Source organism: Candidatus Enterovibrio altilux, assembly GCF_002381345.1.
Taxonomy (GTDB): Bacteria; Pseudomonadota; Gammaproteobacteria; order Enterobacterales; family Vibrionaceae; genus Enterovibrio; species Enterovibrio altilux.
Genome location: NZ_CP020660.1, coordinates 201,655 through 223,577, shown reverse-complemented (window position 1 = coordinate 223,577; position 21,923 = coordinate 201,655). Strand labels below are relative to the sequence as shown.

The 21,923-nt window shown below is 36.9% G+C and carries 17 protein-coding genes and 6 pseudogenes; 13 read left to right on the top strand and 10 right to left on the bottom strand.

Translation table 11 applies throughout. The annotated features are described in order from the left end of the window. Positions 1 to 13: 13 nt before the first annotated feature. On the bottom strand, positions 14 to 736 hold the full coding sequence (locus tag BTN50_RS00915) for an SDR family oxidoreductase (protein WP_096618695.1): 723 nt from the start codon (positions 734 to 736) through the stop codon (positions 14 to 16). Positions 737 to 1,096: 360 nt separating this feature from the next. On the opposite strand from BTN50_RS00915, the pseudogene BTN50_RS11925 reads away from it, so the two are divergent. Next, positions 1,097 to 1,444, top strand: a pseudogene (locus tag BTN50_RS11925) (transposase); the annotation flags it as partial. 127 nt (positions 1,445 to 1,571) lie between these two features. Here BTN50_RS11925 and BTN50_RS00910 read toward each other — a convergent pair. Then, positions 1,572 to 1,727, bottom strand: coding sequence for a YoaH family protein (locus tag BTN50_RS00910; RefSeq protein ID WP_096618694.1), 156 nt, complete (start codon positions 1,725 to 1,727; stop codon positions 1,572 to 1,574). A 122-nt stretch (positions 1,728 to 1,849) separates the two neighbouring features. Then, positions 1,850 to 1,990 carry a hypothetical protein gene (locus BTN50_RS09215; protein ID WP_394336759.1) on the bottom strand — a complete coding sequence of 47 codons (141 nt, stop codon included), beginning with the start codon at positions 1,988 to 1,990 and terminating at the stop codon, positions 1,850 to 1,852. A 280-nt stretch (positions 1,991 to 2,270) separates the two neighbouring features. Here BTN50_RS09215 and BTN50_RS11920 point away from each other — a divergent pair. After that, positions 2,271 to 2,485: pseudogene (locus BTN50_RS11920) on the top strand (transposase). Continuing rightward, on the top strand, positions 2,457 to 2,813 hold the full coding sequence (locus BTN50_RS11915; RefSeq protein WP_394336758.1) for a transposase: 357 nt from the start codon (positions 2,457 to 2,459) through the stop codon (positions 2,811 to 2,813). Before BTN50_RS11920 ends, BTN50_RS11915 begins: the two are co-directional and overlap by 29 nt. A 211-nt stretch (positions 2,814 to 3,024) precedes the next feature. Here the strand turns inward: BTN50_RS11915 and motY are convergent, their stop codons facing one another. The 3 genes and pseudogenes from motY to BTN50_RS00890 all read right to left on the bottom strand — a co-directional run bounded on the left by motY (position 3,025) and on the right by BTN50_RS00890 (position 7,708). Continuing rightward, entirely contained in the window at positions 3,025 to 3,912 is an 888-nt protein-coding gene (motY, locus tag BTN50_RS00900; protein WP_096618693.1) for a flagellar protein MotY, read from the bottom strand. 1,081 nt (positions 3,913 to 4,993) lie between these two features. Then, entirely contained in the window at positions 4,994 to 6,661 is a 1,668-nt protein-coding gene (gene ettA, locus BTN50_RS00895; protein WP_096618692.1) for an energy-dependent translational throttle protein EttA, read from the bottom strand. A 208-nt stretch (positions 6,662 to 6,869) separates the two neighbouring features. After that, positions 6,870 to 7,708, bottom strand: a pseudogene (locus tag BTN50_RS00890) (IS5 family transposase). A gap of 132 nt (positions 7,709 to 7,840) precedes the next feature. Here BTN50_RS00890 and BTN50_RS10665 point away from each other — a divergent pair. Further along, positions 7,841 to 8,013, top strand: a pseudogene (locus BTN50_RS10665) (IS5/IS1182 family transposase); the annotation flags it as partial. A gap of 175 nt (positions 8,014 to 8,188) precedes the next feature. Here BTN50_RS10665 and BTN50_RS00885 read toward each other — a convergent pair. Both BTN50_RS00885 and BTN50_RS11910 read right to left on the bottom strand, forming a co-directional pair. Beyond that, on the bottom strand, positions 8,189 to 9,355 hold the full coding sequence (locus BTN50_RS00885) for a glutathionylspermidine synthase family protein (protein ID WP_096618691.1): 1,167 nt from the start codon (positions 9,353 to 9,355) through the stop codon (positions 8,189 to 8,191). 122 nt (positions 9,356 to 9,477) lie between these two features. After that, positions 9,478 to 10,379, bottom strand: a pseudogene (locus tag BTN50_RS11910) (IS5 family transposase). Positions 10,380 to 10,783: 404 nt separating this feature from the next. Here BTN50_RS11910 and cspE point away from each other — a divergent pair. Continuing rightward, complete coding sequence (cspE, locus tag BTN50_RS00875; protein ID WP_005423776.1) at positions 10,784 to 10,993, top strand: transcription antiterminator/RNA stability regulator CspE; 210 nt, start codon at positions 10,784 to 10,786, stop codon at positions 10,991 to 10,993. A gap of 1,092 nt (positions 10,994 to 12,085) precedes the next feature. Here the strand turns inward: cspE and dsbB are convergent. Continuing rightward, positions 12,086 to 12,607: a disulfide bond formation protein DsbB gene (dsbB, locus tag BTN50_RS00870; RefSeq protein ID WP_096618689.1), complete on the bottom strand. Its 522-nt coding sequence runs from the start codon at positions 12,605 to 12,607 to the stop codon at positions 12,086 to 12,088. Positions 12,608 to 13,557: 950 nt separating this feature from the next. Beyond that, positions 13,558 to 14,097: pseudogene (locus BTN50_RS11905) on the bottom strand (transposase). 427 nt (positions 14,098 to 14,524) lie between these two features. Here BTN50_RS11905 and BTN50_RS00865 point away from each other — a divergent pair. The 8 genes from BTN50_RS00865 (at position 14,525) to BTN50_RS00830 (ending at position 21,920) form a co-directional block, all read left to right on the top strand. Beyond that, positions 14,525 to 14,911, top strand: coding sequence for a DUF2170 family protein (locus BTN50_RS00865; protein ID WP_096618688.1), 387 nt, complete (start codon positions 14,525 to 14,527; stop codon positions 14,909 to 14,911). A 12-nt stretch (positions 14,912 to 14,923) separates the two neighbouring features. Next, positions 14,924 to 15,619 (top strand): PspA/IM30 family protein, encoded by a 696-nt coding sequence (locus BTN50_RS00860; protein WP_096618687.1) that lies wholly within the window; start codon positions 14,924 to 14,926, stop codon positions 15,617 to 15,619. A gap of 12 nt (positions 15,620 to 15,631) precedes the next feature. Further along, a complete protein-coding gene (locus tag BTN50_RS00855; protein WP_096618686.1) occupies positions 15,632 to 16,669 on the top strand; it encodes a potassium channel family protein in 1,038 nt (345 codons plus the stop codon). A 66-nt stretch (positions 16,670 to 16,735) separates the two neighbouring features. Continuing rightward, positions 16,736 to 17,365, top strand: a complete 630-nt coding sequence (locus BTN50_RS00850) for a YjfK family protein (protein ID WP_096618685.1) — start codon at positions 16,736 to 16,738, stop codon at positions 17,363 to 17,365. Between the two features lie 37 nt (positions 17,366 to 17,402). Then, complete coding sequence (locus BTN50_RS00845) at positions 17,403 to 17,819, top strand: DUF350 domain-containing protein (protein ID WP_096618684.1); 417 nt, start codon at positions 17,403 to 17,405, stop codon at positions 17,817 to 17,819. Positions 17,820 to 17,830: 11 nt separating this feature from the next. Beyond that, positions 17,831 to 18,421 carry a DUF1190 domain-containing protein gene (locus BTN50_RS00840; RefSeq protein WP_096618683.1) on the top strand — a complete coding sequence of 197 codons (591 nt, stop codon included), beginning with the start codon at positions 17,831 to 17,833 and terminating at the stop codon, positions 18,419 to 18,421. A 2,211-nt stretch (positions 18,422 to 20,632) separates the two neighbouring features. After that, positions 20,633 to 20,809: a hypothetical protein gene (locus BTN50_RS11900; RefSeq protein ID WP_394336757.1), complete on the top strand. Its 177-nt coding sequence runs from the start codon at positions 20,633 to 20,635 to the stop codon at positions 20,807 to 20,809. A gap of 301 nt (positions 20,810 to 21,110) precedes the next feature. Further along, positions 21,111 to 21,920 (top strand): SirB1 family protein, encoded by an 810-nt coding sequence (locus tag BTN50_RS00830; RefSeq protein WP_096618682.1) that lies wholly within the window; start codon positions 21,111 to 21,113, stop codon positions 21,918 to 21,920. Positions 21,921 to 21,923 lie beyond the last annotated feature (3 nt).

Here is a 21,923-nt window from a genome sequence, read left to right as displayed (position 1 = left end):
CAGCAGCCCCTTGTTACCAAGGCAACATCTGTCCATCATAGTTCAAAAATTTTCCGCTATCCTCTTGCTTCAATGTTGCTATTACATCAAACAAGCCTCGTGCGCTTGTGCTCGTTGATATTAAGGCATGTGGACCACCCATCTCTGTTTTGACCCAGCCAGGGTGTAGGACGACCGAGATAACACCTTGTGGAGCAAGGTCGATGGAGAGACTTTTGACTATGGCATTTAACGCAGCTTTTGATGATCGGTAAATGTAACCTCCGCCTGAGATATTATCAGTTATGCTACCAACTTTCGATGATAGCGCGACATAAATGCTGGGTGTACCGGCCAGCAATTGAGAATAAAAAGCTTCAGCTATTTTAAGCGGTGCGATGGTATTAATTTCCAGCACCTTCCGCCATTCACTTACGCTTACATTACCAAATTTATAGCTTTTTGGCCCATGATATCCAGCGTTGCTGATAATAAGGTTAAACTTTCGTGAGAAGAGTTTGGCTGAAAGCACATTCACCGCAGTATAATCTGTGATATCTAGATCATAGATATTGAGGGTCTTGAATTGCGTGGTTAAGGCATTAAGATCGGATGCTTTTTCTGGGCTGCGACAACATGCATCTACCTGCCAGCCTGCATTTAAATATAACTGAGTCAGCGCTAAACCAATGCCTCGATTAGCGCCGGTGATCAGAAGACATTTTAAAGAGTGCGGATAAAGGTAAGCTGTAGACATCTTGATTCTCCTTAAACAAAGCCAAAACTCATTGAAGTAGTGTTTCAGAGTAACAGTTTGATGAAGAAAGGTAAAATGTAGTCTTGCATGATTCACTGTGTTTCAGTATTAATGTTAGCGAATATTGGTGAATGTATTTAAACAATACAAATTTTGGATGCACACTGGAGATTCATGAATCATAACTGCCAACACTCATGTGATAGCTGTTAATGCATAGATAAAAATGGTTTTGTTTCTTAAATCAGGGAGCTCAATTATTAATCTACGTTTTAAACAGCTAGATTCATTTGCATATTCAAGCCTATAGACAAACGACGCGACAAAACAACCAATGGGAAGCAGTATAATAAAGCTTTAATGAATCGTGGCTTACTAACATTCCGGAGTGATAAAAAAGTCATTCAGTTATGGAATTAAATTACACAGGGTAATCGTAGGAAACCTAGTTTATTTAGTGACTTAGCCTTTACAATCGGTAGCATTGTAAAATGCGCATTTGCAATGGTACTGAAGGGATCTGCAATAATTCATAAATTTTATTTTTAAATTTATTCAACTGCCGTTGTCATGCCCTTACTATTCATGCATTAGCAAGCGAACTAAAGCGGTTACAGTGCGTTTAATACGAAGACTAAAGGAGCCCCATCCAGTACTTAGCTATTGATTCTATTAAAAAGTAAAAAGTACGATCCTGACAGTATACGTTGAATTTGGCGCAATTTATATTTAACGGCAGATATAAATACGCATGAAATCATTGCTACTGCGTGAAGTTCATAAAATGTGATTAACAATGGGTTCTGTTTCCTCATTTGAATGCAGATAGCAAAATTCATGAAGCATTGTTTTTTGGCGCTTCACGCAGACGAATGTCATTTGCAACGATCATTATCGCTTCACCACTACTCATACCTTTTGCCATTAATGCATGGATGCGATCAGTGGCCTCCTGTTGCTCACTGTGTGTTAGCGTTGGTATATTATTCATCAATGATCTCTATTTTCATTAATCAAACTCAACATAGTATACTGTGATTCAAATATTTGTCATCGTAAAATACTTTGTTTCCTCATTTGAATGCAGATAGCAAATCGTAACATAATTAACGATTAAGCAATCGCTTTTGTTTTAGGCATACCTAACCCTATCAGCTTATTGAATGCTTTTATTATGGCATAGGTTTCACTAATCTGATTTGTGTGATTCATTAGGCTCAATTTTCCTACCAGCAATTTTTTGACTCGAAGCATTGCTGTCTCTGCTAGGGAATATTTGTGAGAATTGGATTTATTTTCTAAATAAAGGAACTCAATTTCCAATCAACACTTTAAACAGTTAGGCTCACTTAAATATTCAGGTCTATGAACAATATTCGCCACAAGACAACTAACTGGAAGCACTATCATCAAGCTTTAATTAATCGTGGCTCACTAACATTTTGGATTGATAAAGAAGATATTCAGCTATGGAATCATAGATAAGTAGAGTCATCATGGAAGATCTCGTTTATTTAGCGACTTAGCCATTACGATGGCCCTCATGGTTAAGTGCGTATTTTCAATGCTATTGAGAGGTCTGCGAGGATTCATTAATTTTGTTTTCAAACTTGCGCAACTGCCGTTGTCATGCCTCATTATTCATGCATTAGCAAGCGAGCCAAAACGGTTAACGTCACATTCAAGAAGAAGAATAAAGGAAGCATACAGCACTTAGCCATTGATTCTACTGGGCTCAAAAACCTATAGTGAAGGAAAAGTAAAAATACATGGTACTGGTGAGAAACGAAGAGTCTGGCGCCAATTAAATTTAGCTGGAGATATAAATACGCATGAAATTATGGCTGCTAAGTTAAGCGCATCAAATGTGACTGACTGTGAAGTTCTACCTGACTTACTCAAACAGACCTGCGGAAAAATCAATGCAATATCAGCTGATGATGCTTACAACACCATTCGTATTAAACTAGCAGTTCCACTTATACCACTAAGAAAAGGAGTAACTTTTTGGGAACGAAGTCATACGCGTAATTTAGCGGTCAGTTATCAGAAGTTATACGATTCCAATCAGCATTGAAAAACGAGATATGCTTACCATAAATATTCCTTACCAGAGATGGCAATATTTAGGATCAAAAGGCTACTAAAAGAGACATTGAGCTTAAAAAATCATAATGCTTAAATTAACGAAGTCTACGGCATGATAAAAGCGATTATTTAGTCGTTAATCATGTTGAGATGTGTTATCTTAACTCGAATTAGGAAACAAAGCTTCATGTAATGTAACTTTAGGTAATAGAACGGCCAAGAGAAATCACAATCCGTCGGTTTTTATTGCGCCCAATTGGGCTTTCGTTTTCTGCAATAGGACGGCGCTCCCCAAATGCTTCGACGCCAATCCTATCCTTAGGTAAGCCAAGTTCCACAAAATAGTCTTTAAGTTCTTCCGCTCGTCTTTCCGAAATGCGTTGATTGTCTGCTTTCGCACCATGATTATCTGTATAAGTTGCAAAAAATACCAAATTAATATCAGGACTATACCGAATAAACTCGGCAATTTGAGCCAATTTAATTATTGACGATTGGTTTAGCGTATCCCCATTTTTATTATAATGGAGCGTAGTAAAAGCAATGTCTTCAAAAGAGTACTTTAATAAACGATTTATGCAGCTGTTAAATTCATTATAAGACTGTTGAAACGAAACAGGAGAGAGGGCCACATTTAAACGCTTCTCTCTATTTTGCCATTCTCGAAAACTGAACGTTGGAAAGCGTCCATCTTCTAATACAGCAAGTATGCTCCAAGCTGTTTGGCCATCAACATAACCATTAAATTGCTTATAAAAGTGCAAGCGATCAATGTATTCAGCAGATTCACCCGGCATCCAAGCAGCAGGCATAGAAAGTAACGCGACATCTTCTATTTGACCCATAGGACGCTGCATTTCTAATTCAAGATCAAGATTAATTTTTTTATTCGCTCGCGATGTGAACATCGCATTACCAAAGTTTAGGATCATATGCTCAACTCGACACTTAACAGGCGTATCAATTGTCACTTGCCACACCGACTCTGTTGGTTTGGTACCGTACAACTTCGTCGTATTTGCAGTTGAAGGCAGTATGCTGACTGCAATACTGACCGATAACAGAGTTAAATGCTTGGCTAGCATCATAGCAGGGAGATGTCCTGTGCCTGATTAGGTTGCATGATTACTGAGTATATCGGAAAAGAAAGGTACATCTTTAGCAGTAATTCTATTTATGTACACATAAGATTGAACCCCGCATAATGTTTCTGTTTTCCGGTCATGTGTTCAATGCTTTGCTATTTTAAGTATGATAATATCTCTATCGAGAATAAAATATAGCTAAAATTCACAAGGTAATGCATTCACAGAGCTTTGTTTCCTAAATCAAGGAACAAAGTCCTTATTTATCAACAAAAATACCAATAATAACCATAATAATCATTTCAAAAAATAAATATATAGTATAAAATACAAGCTATGTAATATATGATCAATTGCATGGTTGTATCATGATAAATTTTCAAAAAAGGAAGACGAGAAATGTGGGTCGTATACTTATTTATTGGCTTTGTTTCCTAATGCGGGTTTAAATAGCAAATTTCAACATGATTAACGATTAAACAATTGCTTTTGTTCTATGCAAACCAAGCTCGGTCAGCTTACTTAACCCTTGTATCCTGATGCAGGTTTCGCTAATCTAAGCATTATGATTTTTTAAGCTCAACGTTTCTCTGAGGAATTTTTTAACTCGAAACATTGTCGTTTTTAATAAAAAATATTTATGGTAGCTAACCTCTCGTTTTATAATGCTTGTTTTAACCATATAACTTCTGGTAACAAACCTTTAAATTATACGGATGACTTAGTTTTCTCCTAAATTGTTCTTTTTTGGTGAAATGAGTGAAATTATTCATGTAATATAAACAATTTTGTAACATTATCTGTGGTTATAAGCATCACTGTCTAATCTTTCATTTATTCTTCTGCGAGTCTGTTTGAACAAGCAGACAGGACTAAGTATGCCTAACATAAAAATGATTGTCTAATCGTCCATCATGTTAAAATTTGTTATCTAAATTTGAAGTAAAAAACAAAGCTCCTTAATTGCTGAATTGTATCTAAAGAATAATATAGATGTTGCTTTTGTAAATTATGCGACAAAGCTTAAAAAAGGGCCATAATATGGCCCTTTTACATTGATGTATTTACTATGACACAAACCGAGTTACTTGGTAACGCGCTTGTACTTCATGCGATGAGGTTGTATCGCTTGCGCGCCCAACTTCATCTTCAGCCAATTATTGTATTCGTTGTAGTTACCTTCGAAGAAGTGTACTTTACCTTCATCACGATAATCCAGAATGTGAGTCGCAATACGATCAAGGAACCAACGATCGTGCGAGATAACCAGCACGCAGCCTGGGAATTCTAGCAACGCTTCCTCCAACGCACGCAGGGTTTCTATATCCAAGTCATTGGTTGGTTCATCCAGGAGCAATACGTTACCACCAGATTTTAGCAGTTTCGCAAGGTGCACACGGTTACGCTCACCACCTGATAAATCGCCTATATGTTTCTGTTGATCGTTGCCTTTAAAGTTAAAACGGGAGCAATAAGCACGAGCCAATAGCTCAAAGTTATGAATACGGATAATTTCCGCACCTTCAGATATTTCTTGATAAACCGTATTCGAGTCAATCATGCTATCACGAAACTGTTCAACTGACGCCAATTGCACAGTTTCACCCAGTTCAATCGTGCCACTGTCAGGTTGCTCTGTGCCACTTAGCATTTTGAACAGGGTTGATTTACCCGCACCATTAGCACCAATGATGCCTACTATTGCGCCTTTAGGTACGCTAAACGATAAATCATCAATCAATATGCGTTCACCAAACGATTTAGTTAGGTTATTAATTTCAATAACTTTATTACCCAGACGCAAGCCGGGAGGGATGAATAACTCGTTGGTTTCATTACGTCTTTGATGTTCAGTGTTATTCAATTCTTCAAAACGCGTCATACGTGCTTTAGATTTAGCTTGACGACCCTTAGGATTATGATGAATCCACTCAAGCTCTTTTTCAATGGTCTTTTTGCGAGCGCTGTCTTGTGATGATTCTTGTTGTAAACGAGCATCTTTCTGCTCAAGCCAAGAGGTGTAGTTACCTTCCCATGGAATACCTTCACCACGGTCAAGCTCTAAAATCCAGTTAGCAGCATTATCCAAGAAATAACGATCATGCGTAATCGCTATAACAGTACCCTTGTAATCCACTAAAAAACGTTCTAACCAGCCTACAGATTCAGCATCCAAGTGGTTAGTTGGTTCGTCTAGAAGCAGCATATCAGGCTGTTCTAACAATAACCGACAGATAGCAACACGACGACGCTCACCACCAGACAGATGCTTAATTTTTACGCCCCATTCTGGCAGGCGAAGTGCATCTGCGGCGCGGTTAAGAACGTTTTTAAGGTTATGACCTTCTTTTATTTGAATCAGCGCTTCCAGATTACCTTGCTCTTTTGCTAGTGCATCAAAATCAGCATCTGGTTCAGCATATGCTGCATAAACTGCATTAAGACGTGAAAGCGCGTCAGTTACATCGGCAACCGCTTCTTCTACAGTTTCGCGAACGGTTTTCTCTTCGTCTAGTTTTGGTTCCTGTGGAAGGTAACCGACTTTGATACCAGGTTGAACACGAGCTTCACCTTCGATATCAGTGTCTATACTCGCCATAATGCGAAGAAGCGTTGATTTACCTGCTCCGTTCAGACCCAATACGCCAATTTTGGCGCCAGAGAGAAAGCATAGGGAGATATTTTTCAAGATTTGGTGCTTCGGTGGCACAAATTTGCTAACGCGCGACATAGTGTAAACGTACTCAACCATTTCTGTTTGTATTCTCTTGTTACATAAAAGTTCTATACTATCCTAATCCACCTCGGCTTGCAGGTATCAAATAGATTAACTTAGTCGGAAACTCAGGCTTGATCAATGCATGTATATCTGCATGTAACCATTTTTTCCAAGTTAACAATAAAAACAGGCTTTGTTTCCTAATGCGAGTTTAGATAGCAAATCCCAATATCATTCACTATTAAATAATCATTTTTATTTTAGGCATACTTGACCCTGTCAGCTTATGTAACGCTTTTATCATGAAAACAGTTTCGCTAATCTGAGTTGTGTGATTCCTTAGACTCAAAGCCCCTACCAGTAATTTGTGACTCTATAGATTGCCGTCTTTGATAGGGAATATTTATGGTAACTATACCCCCGCTTTCCAACGCTGATTGGAACCGTATAACTTCTGGTAACTTATCGCTAAATTACACGGATGACCTAGTTCCCCAAAAGTTGCTCCTTTTCTTGGTGGTATGAGTGGAGCCGCTTGTTTAATACAGCCGGTTTAGTAGTATTGCTGGTGCCGTAAACACCAGCGGCTGATATTTCATTGATTCTGCGACGGGTCTATTTGAGCACACTGGCTAGCACTTAACTCAGCAGTAACGATTTCATGCGTATTTATATCTGCCGCTAAATGTAACTTACATCAAACTCACCGTTTCTCACCAGCACCATGTTTGTTTACTTTCCATTTTCCTTCACCGTAAATTTTAAGCCCCGTAAAATCAAGGGCTAAATACTGTATGCTTCCTTTATTTTTTGTCTTGAATGTAACGTAAATCGTTTGGGTTCGCTTGCTGATCCATGGATAATGAAGGTATGACAATGGAAGTTAATAAATTTCAAAACAGAGTCCACGGATTCTTGCAGACCTCTCAATAACATTTAAAATACATATTTAACCATAAGGGTTATCGTAATGGTTAAGTAACTAAATAAAAGAGGTCTCTCATGATTGCCTTACTTAATTTGACTTCATAGCTAAATCGCTTCTTCATCAATCCAAAATGTTAGTGAGTCACGATTAATTAAAGCTTTATTATACTGTTTTCAGTTAATTATTTTATAGCGAAGATTGTTCATAGACCTGAATATTTAAGTGAGCCTAGCTATTTACAGTGTTGCTTAAAAATTTAGTTCTCTTATTTAGGAAATCAAGCAGGTTACGAGAAACATTCTCTAGCAGAGTCAGCAATGGTTAGAGTCAAAAACTACTGATAGGGACATTGAGTCTAAGGAACCACATAACTAAGATTAGAGAAACCAACGTCATGATAGAAGCGTTAAATAAGCTGACAGGACTAAGTATGCCTGACACGAAAGAGATTGTCTAACAGTGAACCATGTTGGGATTGGCTATTTGAATTCAAATTAGAGAACACAGCCATATGTTGGTAAAAATAACATATGATATCAATTATAGATATAATAATAACCATAAAATACAGCAGTTTATACGGATAATAACGTATTGAATACATGATCAATACGGTAGCCTTGTTCAGTTATCTATTCAAGAATTATATGTGGCAAATAACGTGATAAATTTTGAGTGATGAGCGAGGTATCTTCCCGTATCGAGATACCGGCAGCTTTGTCATTAACTAGCCAACTTCCAATTAGAGTATAGTTGTCACTAAATTTTGGTAACGGATGATATGCTTGAATAATCATACCTTCTTCACCGTATGGACCATCGACTACCATTGTTTCTTTACCATCCAAAAAGATTGAGATGTTGGCACCTTCACGAGAAAAGAGTGGTTTAACCACAAAATTATTTAAATTTTTGCTTGCAGGATCATCAGCAAAATAAGATGCGAGTAGGTTAGGATGATGGGGAAATAATTTCCAGAGCATGGGCAAAAGCGCTTTGTTAGACATCATGCTCTTCCACATGGGTTCCATCCAGTTAATATTAGCAGTATCTAAGCATTTTTCATACTCTTCGTCAAACATAAACTCCCAAGGATACAGTTTGAATATCCAGTTGATGACTCTATTTTGACGATCAGTAAACTGACCTTGGGCATCGACACCAATATCTTCAATAAAAACGAAAGATGACAGAAGGCCCGCCTCTTTTGCACAATCTTCCATATATTGTACGGTTCCTCGATCTTCCTCCGTATCCTGACAGCAAGAAAAATATAGCATTTTGCCTGAAAATCGATGGCCCAATTCTTTAAACCGATTGATCAATAGGTCTTGTAGTAAGTTGAACTGATCTGCATCTTGCCGGATCTTACCATTGTTAACCATTTCTTCTAACCAAACCCATTGCCAAAAACCTGTTTCAAATACAGATGTTGGGGTGTCCGCATTATTTTCGTATAGTTTGGCGTTATCGCTGCCGTTGTAAGCTAAATCGAGCCTTGAATAGAGTGAAGGTTCGCATTTAGTCCAAGAGTCTAATATGCCTTGCCAGCGAGTTTGTGGAATTTGGAACCGTTTTAACCAGTACTCGTCTTTGACAACATGATTGACGACTTCCAAGCACATTTGATAAAGCTCTTCTGTTGGAGTTTCAATATGTTGTTCAATTTGTTTTAAAGTAAACTGGTAGTAGGCGGATTCATCCCAATATGGCTCGCCATACATGGTGTGGAAGCCAAATCCATATTCATCTGCTAGTTTTTTCCAATTTTGTCGAGGAGTACTGTTAACTCTAAACATCAACTAGACCCATAAGTTATTAGCGCTGGTTAATACGTAAATGTGAAAAAATGAAAGGAAAAAGTAACGAAAAATAGGGTTTTGTTTCCTAATTCACGTTCAGATAGTAAGTCCCAACATGATTAACTATTAAATGATTGCTTGCGGCTTAGACATACCAGCCTTGATGGCTGATTTAACGCTCTTATCATGGTGCAAATTTTGCCAATATGAGCAATGTGATCCATGAAAAAATTTATATTCTGTCAAGCAATTTTTGACTTTAAATATTGCTATCTCTAATAGAGAACGTTTATTTATAACAACTATATCTTGTTTCTCAATACTGATTTGAACCGTATAACTTCTGGCAACTAACCGTAAAATTGTGTGGATGATCTCGTTTTCAAAAAACTGTTTGCTTTCTTGGTGGTCTGCGTGGAACCGCTCGTTTAATATGATGGGATTCGCAACATGGTTTGGAGTCGTAAGCACTATCGCCCGATATCTAATTAATACTTCGGCGAATCTATTTGAGCACTTTAGTCAGTACTTAGCATTAGTAACAATAATTTTATACGTATTTATATCTATAACTCAATGTGACTCGCGTTAGACTCAACGTTTTGCGTCAGTACTATACTTTTGACTACTATTCGCCCTCACTGAAGACTTTTGCTTTCGTAGAATCAATACCAAGTGCTGAATGGTCCCTTTATTTTTCGTCTTGAACACGACGTTAACCATCTTGATTCGTATGATAATGCACAGATAGTGAGGATATGACAATAGTAGTTAAGTCAGTTTAAAAATAGAATTAATGAATCTTTACAGGCTTATCAATAAAATTGAGAATACTCGTTTGACCATGAGAGCCGTCGCTATGGAAGGTTACTAAAAAACGAGGTCTTCCACGATTACCATGCTTAGTTTAATTCCATAGTTGAATACTTTCTGTACCAATGCAAAGCATTATTGAGCCACGATTAATTAAAGTGTGATTATACTGCTCCAAATTGGTTGTTTTGTAGCGAAATTTGTTCATACACTTGAATATTTAAATGAATTTAATTGTTTAGAGCGTAGATTAATAATTGAGTTCCCTTATTTAGAAAACAAAGCTAATTTTATAGATAGTTCTGAAAAATATGGTTATGAAATATTCAAAATATGAGTTAGTAATCACTAAATTTGAAAAAGTAATAAAAGTATTTGAAAAAAATACAAATAATGCTTTACTAAGCGTTCGGTTAGAGTAATATATACTTTGCTCTGTATGTTCAGATTTATTAATGAAACTTCAAGCCAAAGTAAAACCCAAAGATTTCTTCGTTACGACGTTATCCTTAGTGTTTCCCTTAGCTTCATCGTCACATTCAATAATTCAAGCGCCAGTGCCTCGCATTATCGTGAAAATTTATTATTAATTCTATATATAAGGGACACAAAATGTCTAAGACAACTGGTATCGTTAAATGGTTCAACGAAGAAAAAGGTTTTGGTTTCATCACTCAAGATAACGGTGGTGCTGATGTATTTGTTCACTTCCGCGCCATTGCATCAGAAGGTTTTAAAACTTTAGCGGAAGGCCAGAAAGTATCTTTCGAAGTTGAGCAAGGTCAAAAAGGCCCACAAGCTGCTAACGTTGTGGCTCTATAATTTTTAAAAGATGGCGTAGAAGGCTCCTGTTTTGTACGCCACTTTTTTTATTTAATGCTAGCTTCTACTTTAGATATTGACTGCTGAAATATTATTTATCGTACTATATATTTTTTGAGCTATCTATATAGTGGCTTTATCTTCTAAATTAGGTTCACTTAAATATTCAGCTCTACAAACAAGTTCGCTACAAAATAACCCACAGGAAACAATATAATCAAACTTTAATCAATCATATCTCACGTACATTTTAAATTAATGAAAAAACTCTTTAATTATCGAGCTAACTGAGCAGTGATAATCATGGGTAACCGTATTTAACACTTATATTATTGTGGAAATTTCATTAATCTGAATATTGTGTTTCCCTTAGGCTCAAGGTCTCTCCCAGTAGTTTTTGTGCTCAAAACTCCGAAATATTGCCATCTCTTATAGGGAATCTGTATGGTAATCATAACTCATTTTTTAATACATATTTTAACTGTGTTGTAACTAACTACTTTATTACGCGTATCACTTCGCTTTTTAAAAATTATTTTTTGGGGGGGGATGACTGGAACCACTTATTTAATATGAATAGTTTTGTTATATTATCTGGTATCGTAAAAGTCGCTGCCTAATCTTTATTAATTTTTTAGCGGGTTTGTTTGAGCAAGTTTAAAAACAGCATTAATGAATCCTTACAAATTTTTCAATGGCATTGAAAATACACGTTTGGCCATGAGAACTACCGTAATGGCTAAGCCATTAAAAAACGAGGGTTTCTATGACAACTCTGCTTAGTTTAATTTCATAACTGAATAATTTTTTTAATCAATCACAATGTTAGCTAGTCACGATTGATTAAAACTTTATTATACTGCTCCAGTTAGTTTTTTTGTAGCGAAGCTTATCCATAGGCCTGAATATTAAATAAATTTAGCTGTTTACAGCGTAGATTGGCGAAACCTACACAATGATAAAAAATTCAATAAGCTGACAAGTCTCATATGCCTAAAACGAAATAAGCGACTAATAATTAATCATATTAGGCTCGGCTACCTGCACGCCAATTAGGAAACAAAGAAAGTCTTCGTGTTAAAGAAAACAATGTTAATGCTTACCATAAAACTGTGATAGTATTACAAGTACATTTAAAATGAGTATTTCAGTAAAAATAATCACCAACCACTGTGGCATGGAAAGATCGAGAAAATTCCATACAATTTTGCTGCAATTTCCATTTGCTTCAAATATCCATGGTGCCCATTTATTTAGTGGTACCCAAGAGGGAAATGACACAAATATATCACATGTTGTGCCCAAAAAGCCATAAAGATCCTGAAATTGGTAGCTAACATGTTCAACTGCGAGTTTCAAGCCCCAGCCTGAAGACAGACCCCACCCAATCAAACCTAACCAACGGAAAAGTCCGTTTTGTGGCATGAAGCTAGCTATCAGCACCGAGACAAAAAGACCTAACATAGCAACACGTTCGTAGATACACATGACGCAAGGTGCTAATTTCATTACGTACTGAAAGTAAAGTGCACAAAATTCACATCCCATAATAATGAGAAGAAGGAGGAACCATGGACCTTGGATTTTTGAGATTCCATTGAAAAAAGCTAACATAATTAACGATCCGTTTAAAAAAATAAAGTCTCGTGTTTGATATTTATGTAGGTAGCTGTCTGTGAATAACTAACAGGTTTGAGTGCATTTTAAACCAAATCTAACTTTGTTCCCTAATTTTGGTTCAAATAGCAAATCCCAACATGATTCACTATTAGACAATCACTCTCGTTGTAGATATAGCTAGCCCTGTCAGCTTATTGCATGCTTTTATTGTTGCATAAGTTGCTCCAATTTGAGCATTCTAATCCCTTAGGATCAATGTCTCTCTGAGTCATTTTTTTGATCCAAACCATTGCTGTTTATGGTAACTTAGTCTCCTAAATAAGGGAACAAAATGATAAATCTATGTTCTAAATAGCTAACTGGAAGCAGTATAATCAAGTTTTAATCAATCGTCGCTTGCTAATACTTTGGGTTGATGAAGAGGCCATCATTCAGCTATGCAATCAAACTAAGCGAATTAATGAATGGGAAATTTCATGAATTCAGCGACTTAGCTATTGCGACGGATCTCATGATTAAATATATATTTTTAATGCCATCGAGCAGTCTGCAAGAATTCATTAATTTTGTTTTCAAACTTGCTTAACTTCCATTGTAATGCCTTCACTATTTATGCATTAGCAAGCGAACCAAAACGGTTAACGTTGCGCTCAAAACGCAAAATAAAGGAACCTTCCAGCACTTAACCTTTAATTCGATGGAGCTCAAAGTCTACTGTAGGGGTGAATAGCAAGTAAAAAATATGGAGTTGATGGAAAACAGCGGTGTTTAATGCAAGTAATATTTAGTGGTAGATATAAATACATATGAAATTATTGCTGTTGGGTCAAGTACATCAAATGTAACTGGCGGTAAAGTGGACTTTGTCTCTTAATTCGAGTTCAGATAGCAAATCCCAACATGATTAACGATTAAACAATTACTTTTGTTTTAGGCATACTTAGTCAGATCAGTTTATTTGCCGCTTTTATCATGGCGTAAGTCTCGCTAATCTCCCGCTAATCTGAGCATTATGCTCTCTTAAGCTCAATGTCCCTCTAAGTAGTTTGCTAACTCGAAATATTGACGCCTTTAATAGGGAAGGTTTTTGGTAACCATACCTCATTTTTTTGTGTTGATTGAAACCGCTCATTTAATACGAATGGTTTCGTAACATTGTCGGGTGCCGTAAGCACCATCGGCTTATATTTCACTAATTTTTAGGCAGATCACTTTGAGTAAGCTAGGTAGCACTTCACCGTCAGTCACATTTGATGCACTTAACTCAGCCACAATGATTTCATGCGTCTTTAATATTTACCACTAAATATCGCTTGCATCAAACACACCGCTCCCCACCAATTCTATATTTTTTACTTGCCATTCATTAGCTCGCTTAGTTTGATTCCATAGCTAAATAGCTTCTTCATTAATCCAGAATATTAGTGAGCCACGATCGATTAATTTTGATTAAATTACTTCCAGTTAGTGGTTTGTAGTGAAATTACCCATAGATTTAAATATTGGTGTAAGCTTAATGCTTTATAACGTAACTCATTGATTAGTTTTTTACTTCAGAACATAAAACAGCATTAAGAGGGAGAACTTGAACCTTTACATTCGTTTCAAATGCAGAAATAGGCAAATAATTGAATACCATAATTAACGTAAATGCATGGTAAAGTTATGGGTGCATTTATTGAACGCAAGTATTACCTTAAATCACAATTAACTTATTGATACATAGCTCGATGCGGCACTCTTTATACTAATTTTTGTTGATATTCCAGATCAATTTAATATTAATAGTTAACAAATGATTTAGATAAAATAAAATAGTAACTAAATACAAAAAAACAAAGCTTGCTGACTAAAAGTTGAGCTTGTATTATTATTTTGACGTAATGAGTTGAGACAATAAGAGGGAACACTATGACCTGGCAACTAAAAGATTTGCAAACACTATTGACGGAACATCAAGGTTGGAGTGTTGCTGAAGCAGAAAAGTCTTTGTGTCTAACCAATGAAGATGGCATCGAAGCATTTTTGGCGGTTGCAGGAGAACAAATTCTTGTTGAAGTACTCCTTTTTTCCCACAATGTAGTTAAAGATGTTCCACGTTTGAATGATACCATACTGCGTACCCATAAACTATTCCCACTCAGCACTATCTGCATAAACGAAATTGACGGACACAGTTATTATGCTGCATTTGGCTCGCTTTCATCGCAATCAAAAGCGGAAACCATTATAATTGAGGTGGCTACTCTGTTTCGTAGTGTTGAAACTTTTCTTGAATTGTACCAAGATTATCTATAAGGAAACCGCACGATGAACATATGGAAAAAATTATTTATGGCCATGAAAGGTGGCGCAACTGAAGCAGCTGAAGCAATCGCAGACAATCAAGCATTACGGATTTTAGATCAAGAAATTCGAGATGCGAAAGAAGAACTTAGACGCTCGGATAACGCTTTAGTGGGCATTATCGCTAAGCGCAAACTTTCAGCTCAAAAAGTAGCTAGTTTTAATAGCAGTGTTACTGAATATGAAGGGCACGCCCGCACTGCAATGGAAAAGGGTCAGCAAGAACTCGCGTTAGAGTGTGCAACCCGCGTAACCACACTTCGTAATGAACAAGATACAGAAAACACCTACCTCCAACAATTCATTCAGTCAGAAGGGTCTCTCAAAACCAACATTGCACAAGCTAAAGACAAGCTGCGCCAACTTGAGCAACAAGTTGATGTGGTCAAGGCCAACGAATCAGTACAACGAGCCCAAATTGCGGTATCGAATACTAATTTAGGTGCTAACGCAAAAATGCATACTGCTATTGAATCTTTGGAGCGAATTAAAAATCGTCAGCAAGACCGCCAAGCACAATTCGAAGCCGCCACAGAGCTAGAACACGAACTATCCGGTAGTAGCTTCGATAAAAAACTGCACGAAGCAGGCATCATAGGCAATCAAAGTGCATCTGCTGAAGACGAACTTGCCCGTATTTTAGGGAAAAAATACCTTTAATAGAGGATGGTTATGTATTTTTGGCTACTTATGCGCCGATGGCTGTTTACACAGTTCAGTTACCTCTCTGGTAGAAATATATTATTTGCGTGGATAGTCTACAGTGTCATTTGTTGGTTGATGCTGCGTATTGTTGGGGAACAAGCACTCACATTAAACATTACTGATTTTATTTACTACCTATTAGTCACCACTTCGACTGTCGGTTATGGGGATATGTATCCGCAGACTGTTGCAGGTAAATGGATTGTTGTACTTTTTGTCATTCCTGCTGGATTGAGTTTGTTTGGTCTCACAATCGGTCGGCTTGCCGCTATGACGATGCAACTCTGGAAAAGCAGCATAATGGGGAAAAGAAGAGTCAACGTGTCTGGGCATATTTTAATTTTAGGTTGGAATGGACAACGCACATTGTACCTTATCCAAATGCTATTACATGAAGAGAAAAAACGCCGTCGCATTTTATTATGTATCAGACCAGAAATGGAAAATCCATTACCAGAAGACATAGATTTTGTTCAACTGGCTAGCTTCACTGATACTGTAGGGATGGAAAGAGCGGGAGTAGCAGAAGCAGATTGTATCATCATCGACAATGAACAAGATGACATTACCCTTTCTGCTGCCTTATTTTGTTCAAATAAAAATCCTAACGCTCATATACTGGCTTATTTCAATGAAGCAGTACTATGTGATCTTCTCAAACAACATTGTCCTAATGTGGAGTGTATACCATCATTATCTGTTGCAATGTTGGCAAAAGAAGCTGTTGACCCTGGTTCTAGTGAACTACATCACGAGCTACTTCACAGTCAAAAAGGAATGACGCAATATTCTGTAAAATATCCGCCAGAATCACCGACATTAACAGTTAAAGATTTATTCATTTATTTCAAAAATATACACGATGCCACGCTCATCGGCATAGATACTGGGAGAGGATTAGCCTTAAATCCCTCATTCGATACTCACATTAAAGAAGGTACTCGACTTTTTTATATTGCTGATGAACGAGTAAATAAATTTCAGTGGCCCCGCAGCGCAGCGTAATAATATACAATCACTGAATTCATGATATGTTGTCGTATTTGTGAACCCTGATTATCGGAGCTTTATATGTTTAATTGGTTAAAAAAACGCACTCCCGCACTAGAAGCCAGCGCTCCTGAGGTGCTTGGACTGCGATTAGGAGGAGCGATAGAACTAGACGATCTGAAGTTTCGACTGATAGAGCCAATTTTAACAATAGATCAAGTATCCAGAATTCAAATAATCAAAGCAGTTGGTGAAGTTAGACTAGATGCTCAAACTCGGTTAATCAGATTCTATACCGATGATGATGGGTATTTTCAAGTATTACAGTCCGGCATTAATGATTTGGATGTGAATGAAGTGCATTTATTTTATTTTTACGAGTCCAAGCCTGTCAATACGGACGCCGTGTGGAATGATTGGATAACCAACAAGATTGTCCAACCCTATTGGAATCTAAATGGCATAACTTACGAAAAAGTTTGGGACAACACACAACCAGTTGCAATGACCGAAAAGACCTGGGCCGAAGATGGGAGCACATCAACAACCGACCAATTCATCATGGTTTACGAACGAAAAGCTGGTGAAGATATCTTCGAATCATTATTAGTCTCTGGTGAAGAAATTATATCAGAGTATCATACCGAACATGTAATTGTACTAAGCACAGGTATACCACTATCTTTCACTGACTTTACCAGTACGGGCTAAACCCGTCGCCAAACATCAAATGTAGAAAGGAACTCTTATGTCTCAACTCGCACTTTCATTGGTAAACCTTGGTTCATTCGCTCTTTATCTAGGTTTATCGCTTTTATTTTTAATAATTTTTAAATTCGTTTATATACGCATTACACCTTATGATGAATGGCATCTATTAAAAGAAGAACATAATATTGCAGCTGCCCTCACACTATCTGGTGCTTTTATTGGATATAGCGTAACCATCGCAAGTGCAGCCAGTAACTCAGTGAACATCTTAGATTTTGTCATTTGGGGCATTATTGCACTTATCACTCAAATTCTAGCTTTCTTAATTGTCAGATATGGTTTCATGCCAAAATTAGTTGAACGTATTCAAAACAATGAGATCTCAGCGGGTATTATTATGGGTTCGATGTCTATCGCCATTGGTCAGCTTAATGCGGCTTGCATGACGTATTAAAAGGAATTGACATGAAAAGAAGCCAACAGGTCATAAGAGCTCAAATGCGTAAAAGCTGGAAACCAACGGTAACCATTATGGCCATTATTTTGGTATCTGGTTGCAGTGATAACGGCAAAACGATGAACATCTATGCTAATGTTCCTGATTGTATCGATGATAATCCTGGATACAGTAACGTATGCCGTGCGGCTTATCAAGATGCTGTGGATAGCGCAGCGAGTACGGCGCCGAAATACGACTCTCGCGATGATTGCAGCCATGAATTTGGCTACAATAGTTGTATTCGTGCCCCTCAAAATGATTGGTTTATGCCAGCAATGGCCGGATTCATGTTTGGTCGAGCTATAAATAATCAACCTTACTACCAGCAACCTATATTCAGCTCTACCTACCCTGGGAGTTCTTATTATGGCAGTTGGATCTCTTCTGACGGATACTCTTACGGTAAGAAAGGGCGATATTCCAAAGTTTATGTTCCCAAGGATCACCTGAAGCAGAAACCCGCAGTAACCAAAACTATTTCTCGGGGAGGCTTTGGCTCTAAAGTTGCAGCAAAGTCTAGCTGGAGCCGCTCTAGTAGTAAAGGTTGGGGCGGTTAACGTTACCATCTATATCCTGTTTAGAACATAGATTGCTCGTTTAGCTCCCTGAATCAGGAAATAAAGCCTAAGCTATGGAATCAATCTAAGCAGGGTAATCGTGAGAGGCCTTGGTTATTTAACAACTTAACCAGTACAACTATTTTCATGGTCAAATGAGTATTTGTAATGCTATTTAGAGGCCTGTACAGATTCATTAAATACTATTTCAAGCAAACTACAGTGGTTAATATCATATTCAAGACGCAGACTAAAGGAACCATCCAGCACTTGCAATGGATTTTAAGAAACTAAAAATTTATGTTGAAGGTAAATTGTAAGTAAAACAATATGAACCTGATGGAAAACGTTGAGTTTTACGTAAATGACATTTAACGATCGATATAAATACGCATGAAATCACTGTTGCTGTGTTAAGTTCATGAAATGTGACTGTCGGTAAAGTATTTTTTATAAATATTAGAAGATGGTGCTTACGACACAAACTAGTATTCTGAAGCCGTTCGCATGAAACGAGCGGTTAGCATCATTTTATCAAAAAAATATTTTAAAAAAATGATATTATCCGCGCAATTTAGTGGTTAGTGGCTTGAAGTTAGATGGATCAAAGCATCATAAAAAAACGAGGTATGATTACCCTAAACGTTCTTGCTTAAAAACGATAATTTTTTGAACCAAAAACTACTCGGAGGAATATTACATCTATGGGATCACAATGCCCAAATTAGTGAAACTGCTTCAATGATAAAAGGGTGAAATAAATTCATTTTTATGTAGCCACATACTCGACTAACACGAGTCTTATCATGTTGAAGTTTAAATGTTATTTTTGGTTATTGGTGAGAAAAACTTGCATAGTTTACAGTATGGCTCTTAAGTATTACGTAATTTAGTCCCTTCAATGCTTACAAGCATTAACTAGGCTTCCTACGATTATTTTGTTCGATTTGATCGTATAACTGAATATTTTCTTCAGTAAATTCAAATATCAGTGAACAACTAATTGATTATAATTGGGTAATATTGCTTCCAGTGGATTGTTTTGTAACGAAGCTTGTTTATAAACCTGAATCATTACGTGAACCTAGCCGTTTAGAACATAGGTTGATAATTTAGTTCCCTGATTTATGAAACAAAGCCCAAATTGAACTAAAATTATCAATCAACTTACTGGCACAATATTATACTAGATAGAGCGGCTATGAAAGGTGACGAAAAAACAAGCAAGTAACAACGTTTACTTTTGCAGTACATGTTGTTTTAAAAAAATTATTGAATAGTTTTTCACGATGACTCTGTCAGAGATTACAAATTTTTTAAACGTCAAGAATAAATGACAAGTTTCAGATGCTCCAATAAACATTTTCAAATTGATTGAGCTTAGTCAATAATAAAGCGGAATGAATAAGTACATTAAGGTTGATCTGGTGCAACACAATAAATTATAAAGTGATTGGCAGATTAGGTGCATAGCATTGGGCACATACACCCTCTAATTACTGTGCTCAACGTATCCTTGTTCATTGTCGTATTCGTTTATCGAATGATAAGTGGCAAAATGCTTGAATAAAAGTGGGTGAAAATCGTACCTCATATTATCGATATGGCAGGCTTTATTTCCTAAATCAAGGAATTAAACTATCAATCTACACTCTAAACAGCTAGGTTAACTTACAATATTCAGGTCTACGAACAAGATTCGCTACAAAATAACTAACTGGAAGCAGTATAATCAAATTTTAATGAAGAGTAGTTCACTATTCATGCATTAGTAAGCAAGCCAAAACGATTAGTATCAAGCTCAAGACGAATATTAAAGGAACCATCCAGTATTTAGCCATTGATTCTGCAGAGCTTACAGTCTACGGTGCAGAATAATAGCAAGTACAAAAAAGCATGATACAGACGAAAACTGTTTAGTTTTGTGTAAATTATATGTAGTCGTCAACATAAATACGCATAAAATAATTGCTGCTGAGTTAAATGCATCACATGTGACTAACTGTGGAATACTATCTAACTTGTTACAACAGATCTGCTGAAAAATTAATGAAATATCAGGTAATGATGCTTACGACACCATTCGTATTAAACGAGTGATTTTACTTATCTCACCAAAAAAGAGATTTTTTTGAAAACGAGATCATCAGAGTAATTTAGCGGTCGGTTACCAGAAGTTATACGGTTAAACTCAGCGTTGCAAGGTGAGGTATGGTTACCATAAACGTTCCCTATCAGCGATTGCAATGCTTCGAGTTAAAAAATTTACTGGGAGGAACATTGTGCCTAAGGGAGCATAATGTTCAGATTAGTGTAATCTACACCATGATAAAAGCGTTACATAAGCTGACAGGGTCAAGTATGCTTAAAATAAAAGCGATTGTCTAATAGTGAATCATGTTGCCATTTTCTATCGAAACATGAATTAGGAAACAAAGCTAATATAGGACTGTTTCTCCCTGGTATATTTTTTGGTTTTTGTCATTAGTTTCACACTATTGGAGTTTTAAGCGGAATGGATGACGAAAAAATTAACTTCTGAGACTGTTAACATTGCTCTTAGTTTTTTTGCACTCAATTAGAACCAAAGTATCTTATTTTGTCTGTTTGCTTTCTTCGGTACTTTAAGTTGGGTTTATGCAGCTGCTAATTTGATAATAATCAAAACATCGTAGTTATTGAGGTAAAAATGATGGCGTTTGCGGATCAAAAATTAGATAAACTAACATTAGTTGAAGGTGCTCTGGCACTGAATGTAGCCATTGATCCAACGATGTCCTTGCATTGGGTGAGTACTGAACTTGAGCACCTTGCTCAAGAAACCGACCATTTACTAGCAGGTGAAACTAATGCTGAATTTCGATTGGATGGTCTACTCCGTTTGTTTTATAAAGAATGGAAGTTTAAAGGTGATTTTGAGCAAGACTTTTCATCTGATAATGTCTTTATAGAAAAAGTATTGAGACGTCGAAAAGGTATTCCTGTAAGTTTAGGTACACTCTTTCTCTACTTGGCACATCGATTAGATCTACCATTGCAGCCTGTGGGGTATCCCACACAAATGATATTGAAAGTAAATGGGCTAGATAAAGAAGCACGATACATAAATCCGTTTGATGGCGAGTATTTATCGCAGCGTATTTTGCGGGGTTGGTTGGTGGGCAAAGAAGGACCAAACGCAGAAGTAAAAATTGAATATTTAAAAGCATCAAACAATGCTACGCTGATTGGCCGTTGGCTCGCAGTCGTAAAAAGCGCACTTCTTCGTGAAGAAAATTACTCTATGGCATTACGCTGTAGTGAACTTGCTTTGACATTTAACCCTGATGACCCCTATGAAATTCGTGACCGTGGCTATATTCTCCAACAGCTAAAATGCGACTGGATAGCGGCGGAAGACTATGAATATTTTATTGCTCAATGTCCGGATGATCCTTCGGCTGAATTACTAAAGTTACAAGTTAAAGCATTGATGGCAGAAACCCCAATTTTTCACTAATTA

What these genes read in the sequence shown, in the direction of transcription:
- BTN50_RS00915 (WP_096618695.1), bottom strand. Translation starts at nt 736, where the DNA reads ATGTCTACAGCTTACCTTTATCCGCACTCTTTAAAATGTCTTCTGATC.
- BTN50_RS00910 (WP_096618694.1), bottom strand. Translation starts at nt 1,727, where the DNA reads ATGAATAATATACCAACGCTAACACACAGTGAGCAACAGGAGGCCACT.
- BTN50_RS09215 (WP_394336759.1), bottom strand. Translation starts at nt 1,990, where the DNA reads ATGCTTCGAGTCAAAAAATTGCTGGTAGGAAAATTGAGCCTAATGAAT.
- motY (WP_096618693.1), bottom strand. Translation starts at nt 3,912, where the DNA reads ATGATGCTAGCCAAGCATTTAACTCTGTTATCGGTCAGTATTGCAGTC.
- ettA (WP_096618692.1), bottom strand. Translation starts at nt 6,661, where the DNA reads ATGGTTGAGTACGTTTACACTATGTCGCGCGTTAGCAAATTTGTGCCA.
- BTN50_RS00885 (WP_096618691.1), bottom strand. Translation starts at nt 9,355, where the DNA reads ATGTTTAGAGTTAACAGTACTCCTCGACAAAATTGGAAAAAACTAGCA.
- cspE (WP_005423776.1), top strand. Translation starts at nt 10,784, where the DNA reads ATGTCTAAGACAACTGGTATCGTTAAATGGTTCAACGAAGAAAAAGGT.
- dsbB (WP_096618689.1), bottom strand. Translation starts at nt 12,607, where the DNA reads ATGTTAGCTTTTTTCAATGGAATCTCAAAAATCCAAGGTCCATGGTTC.
- BTN50_RS00865 (WP_096618688.1), top strand. Translation starts at nt 14,525, where the DNA reads ATGACCTGGCAACTAAAAGATTTGCAAACACTATTGACGGAACATCAA.
- BTN50_RS00860 (WP_096618687.1), top strand. Translation starts at nt 14,924, where the DNA reads ATGAACATATGGAAAAAATTATTTATGGCCATGAAAGGTGGCGCAACT.
- BTN50_RS00855 (WP_096618686.1), top strand. Translation starts at nt 15,632, where the DNA reads ATGTATTTTTGGCTACTTATGCGCCGATGGCTGTTTACACAGTTCAGT.
- BTN50_RS00850 (WP_096618685.1), top strand. Translation starts at nt 16,736, where the DNA reads ATGTTTAATTGGTTAAAAAAACGCACTCCCGCACTAGAAGCCAGCGCT.
- BTN50_RS00845 (WP_096618684.1), top strand. Translation starts at nt 17,403, where the DNA reads ATGTCTCAACTCGCACTTTCATTGGTAAACCTTGGTTCATTCGCTCTT.
- BTN50_RS00840 (WP_096618683.1), top strand. Translation starts at nt 17,831, where the DNA reads ATGAAAAGAAGCCAACAGGTCATAAGAGCTCAAATGCGTAAAAGCTGG.
- BTN50_RS11900 (WP_394336757.1), top strand. Translation starts at nt 20,633, where the DNA reads ATGGTTACCATAAACGTTCCCTATCAGCGATTGCAATGCTTCGAGTTA.
- BTN50_RS00830 (WP_096618682.1), top strand. Translation starts at nt 21,111, where the DNA reads ATGATGGCGTTTGCGGATCAAAAATTAGATAAACTAACATTAGTTGAA.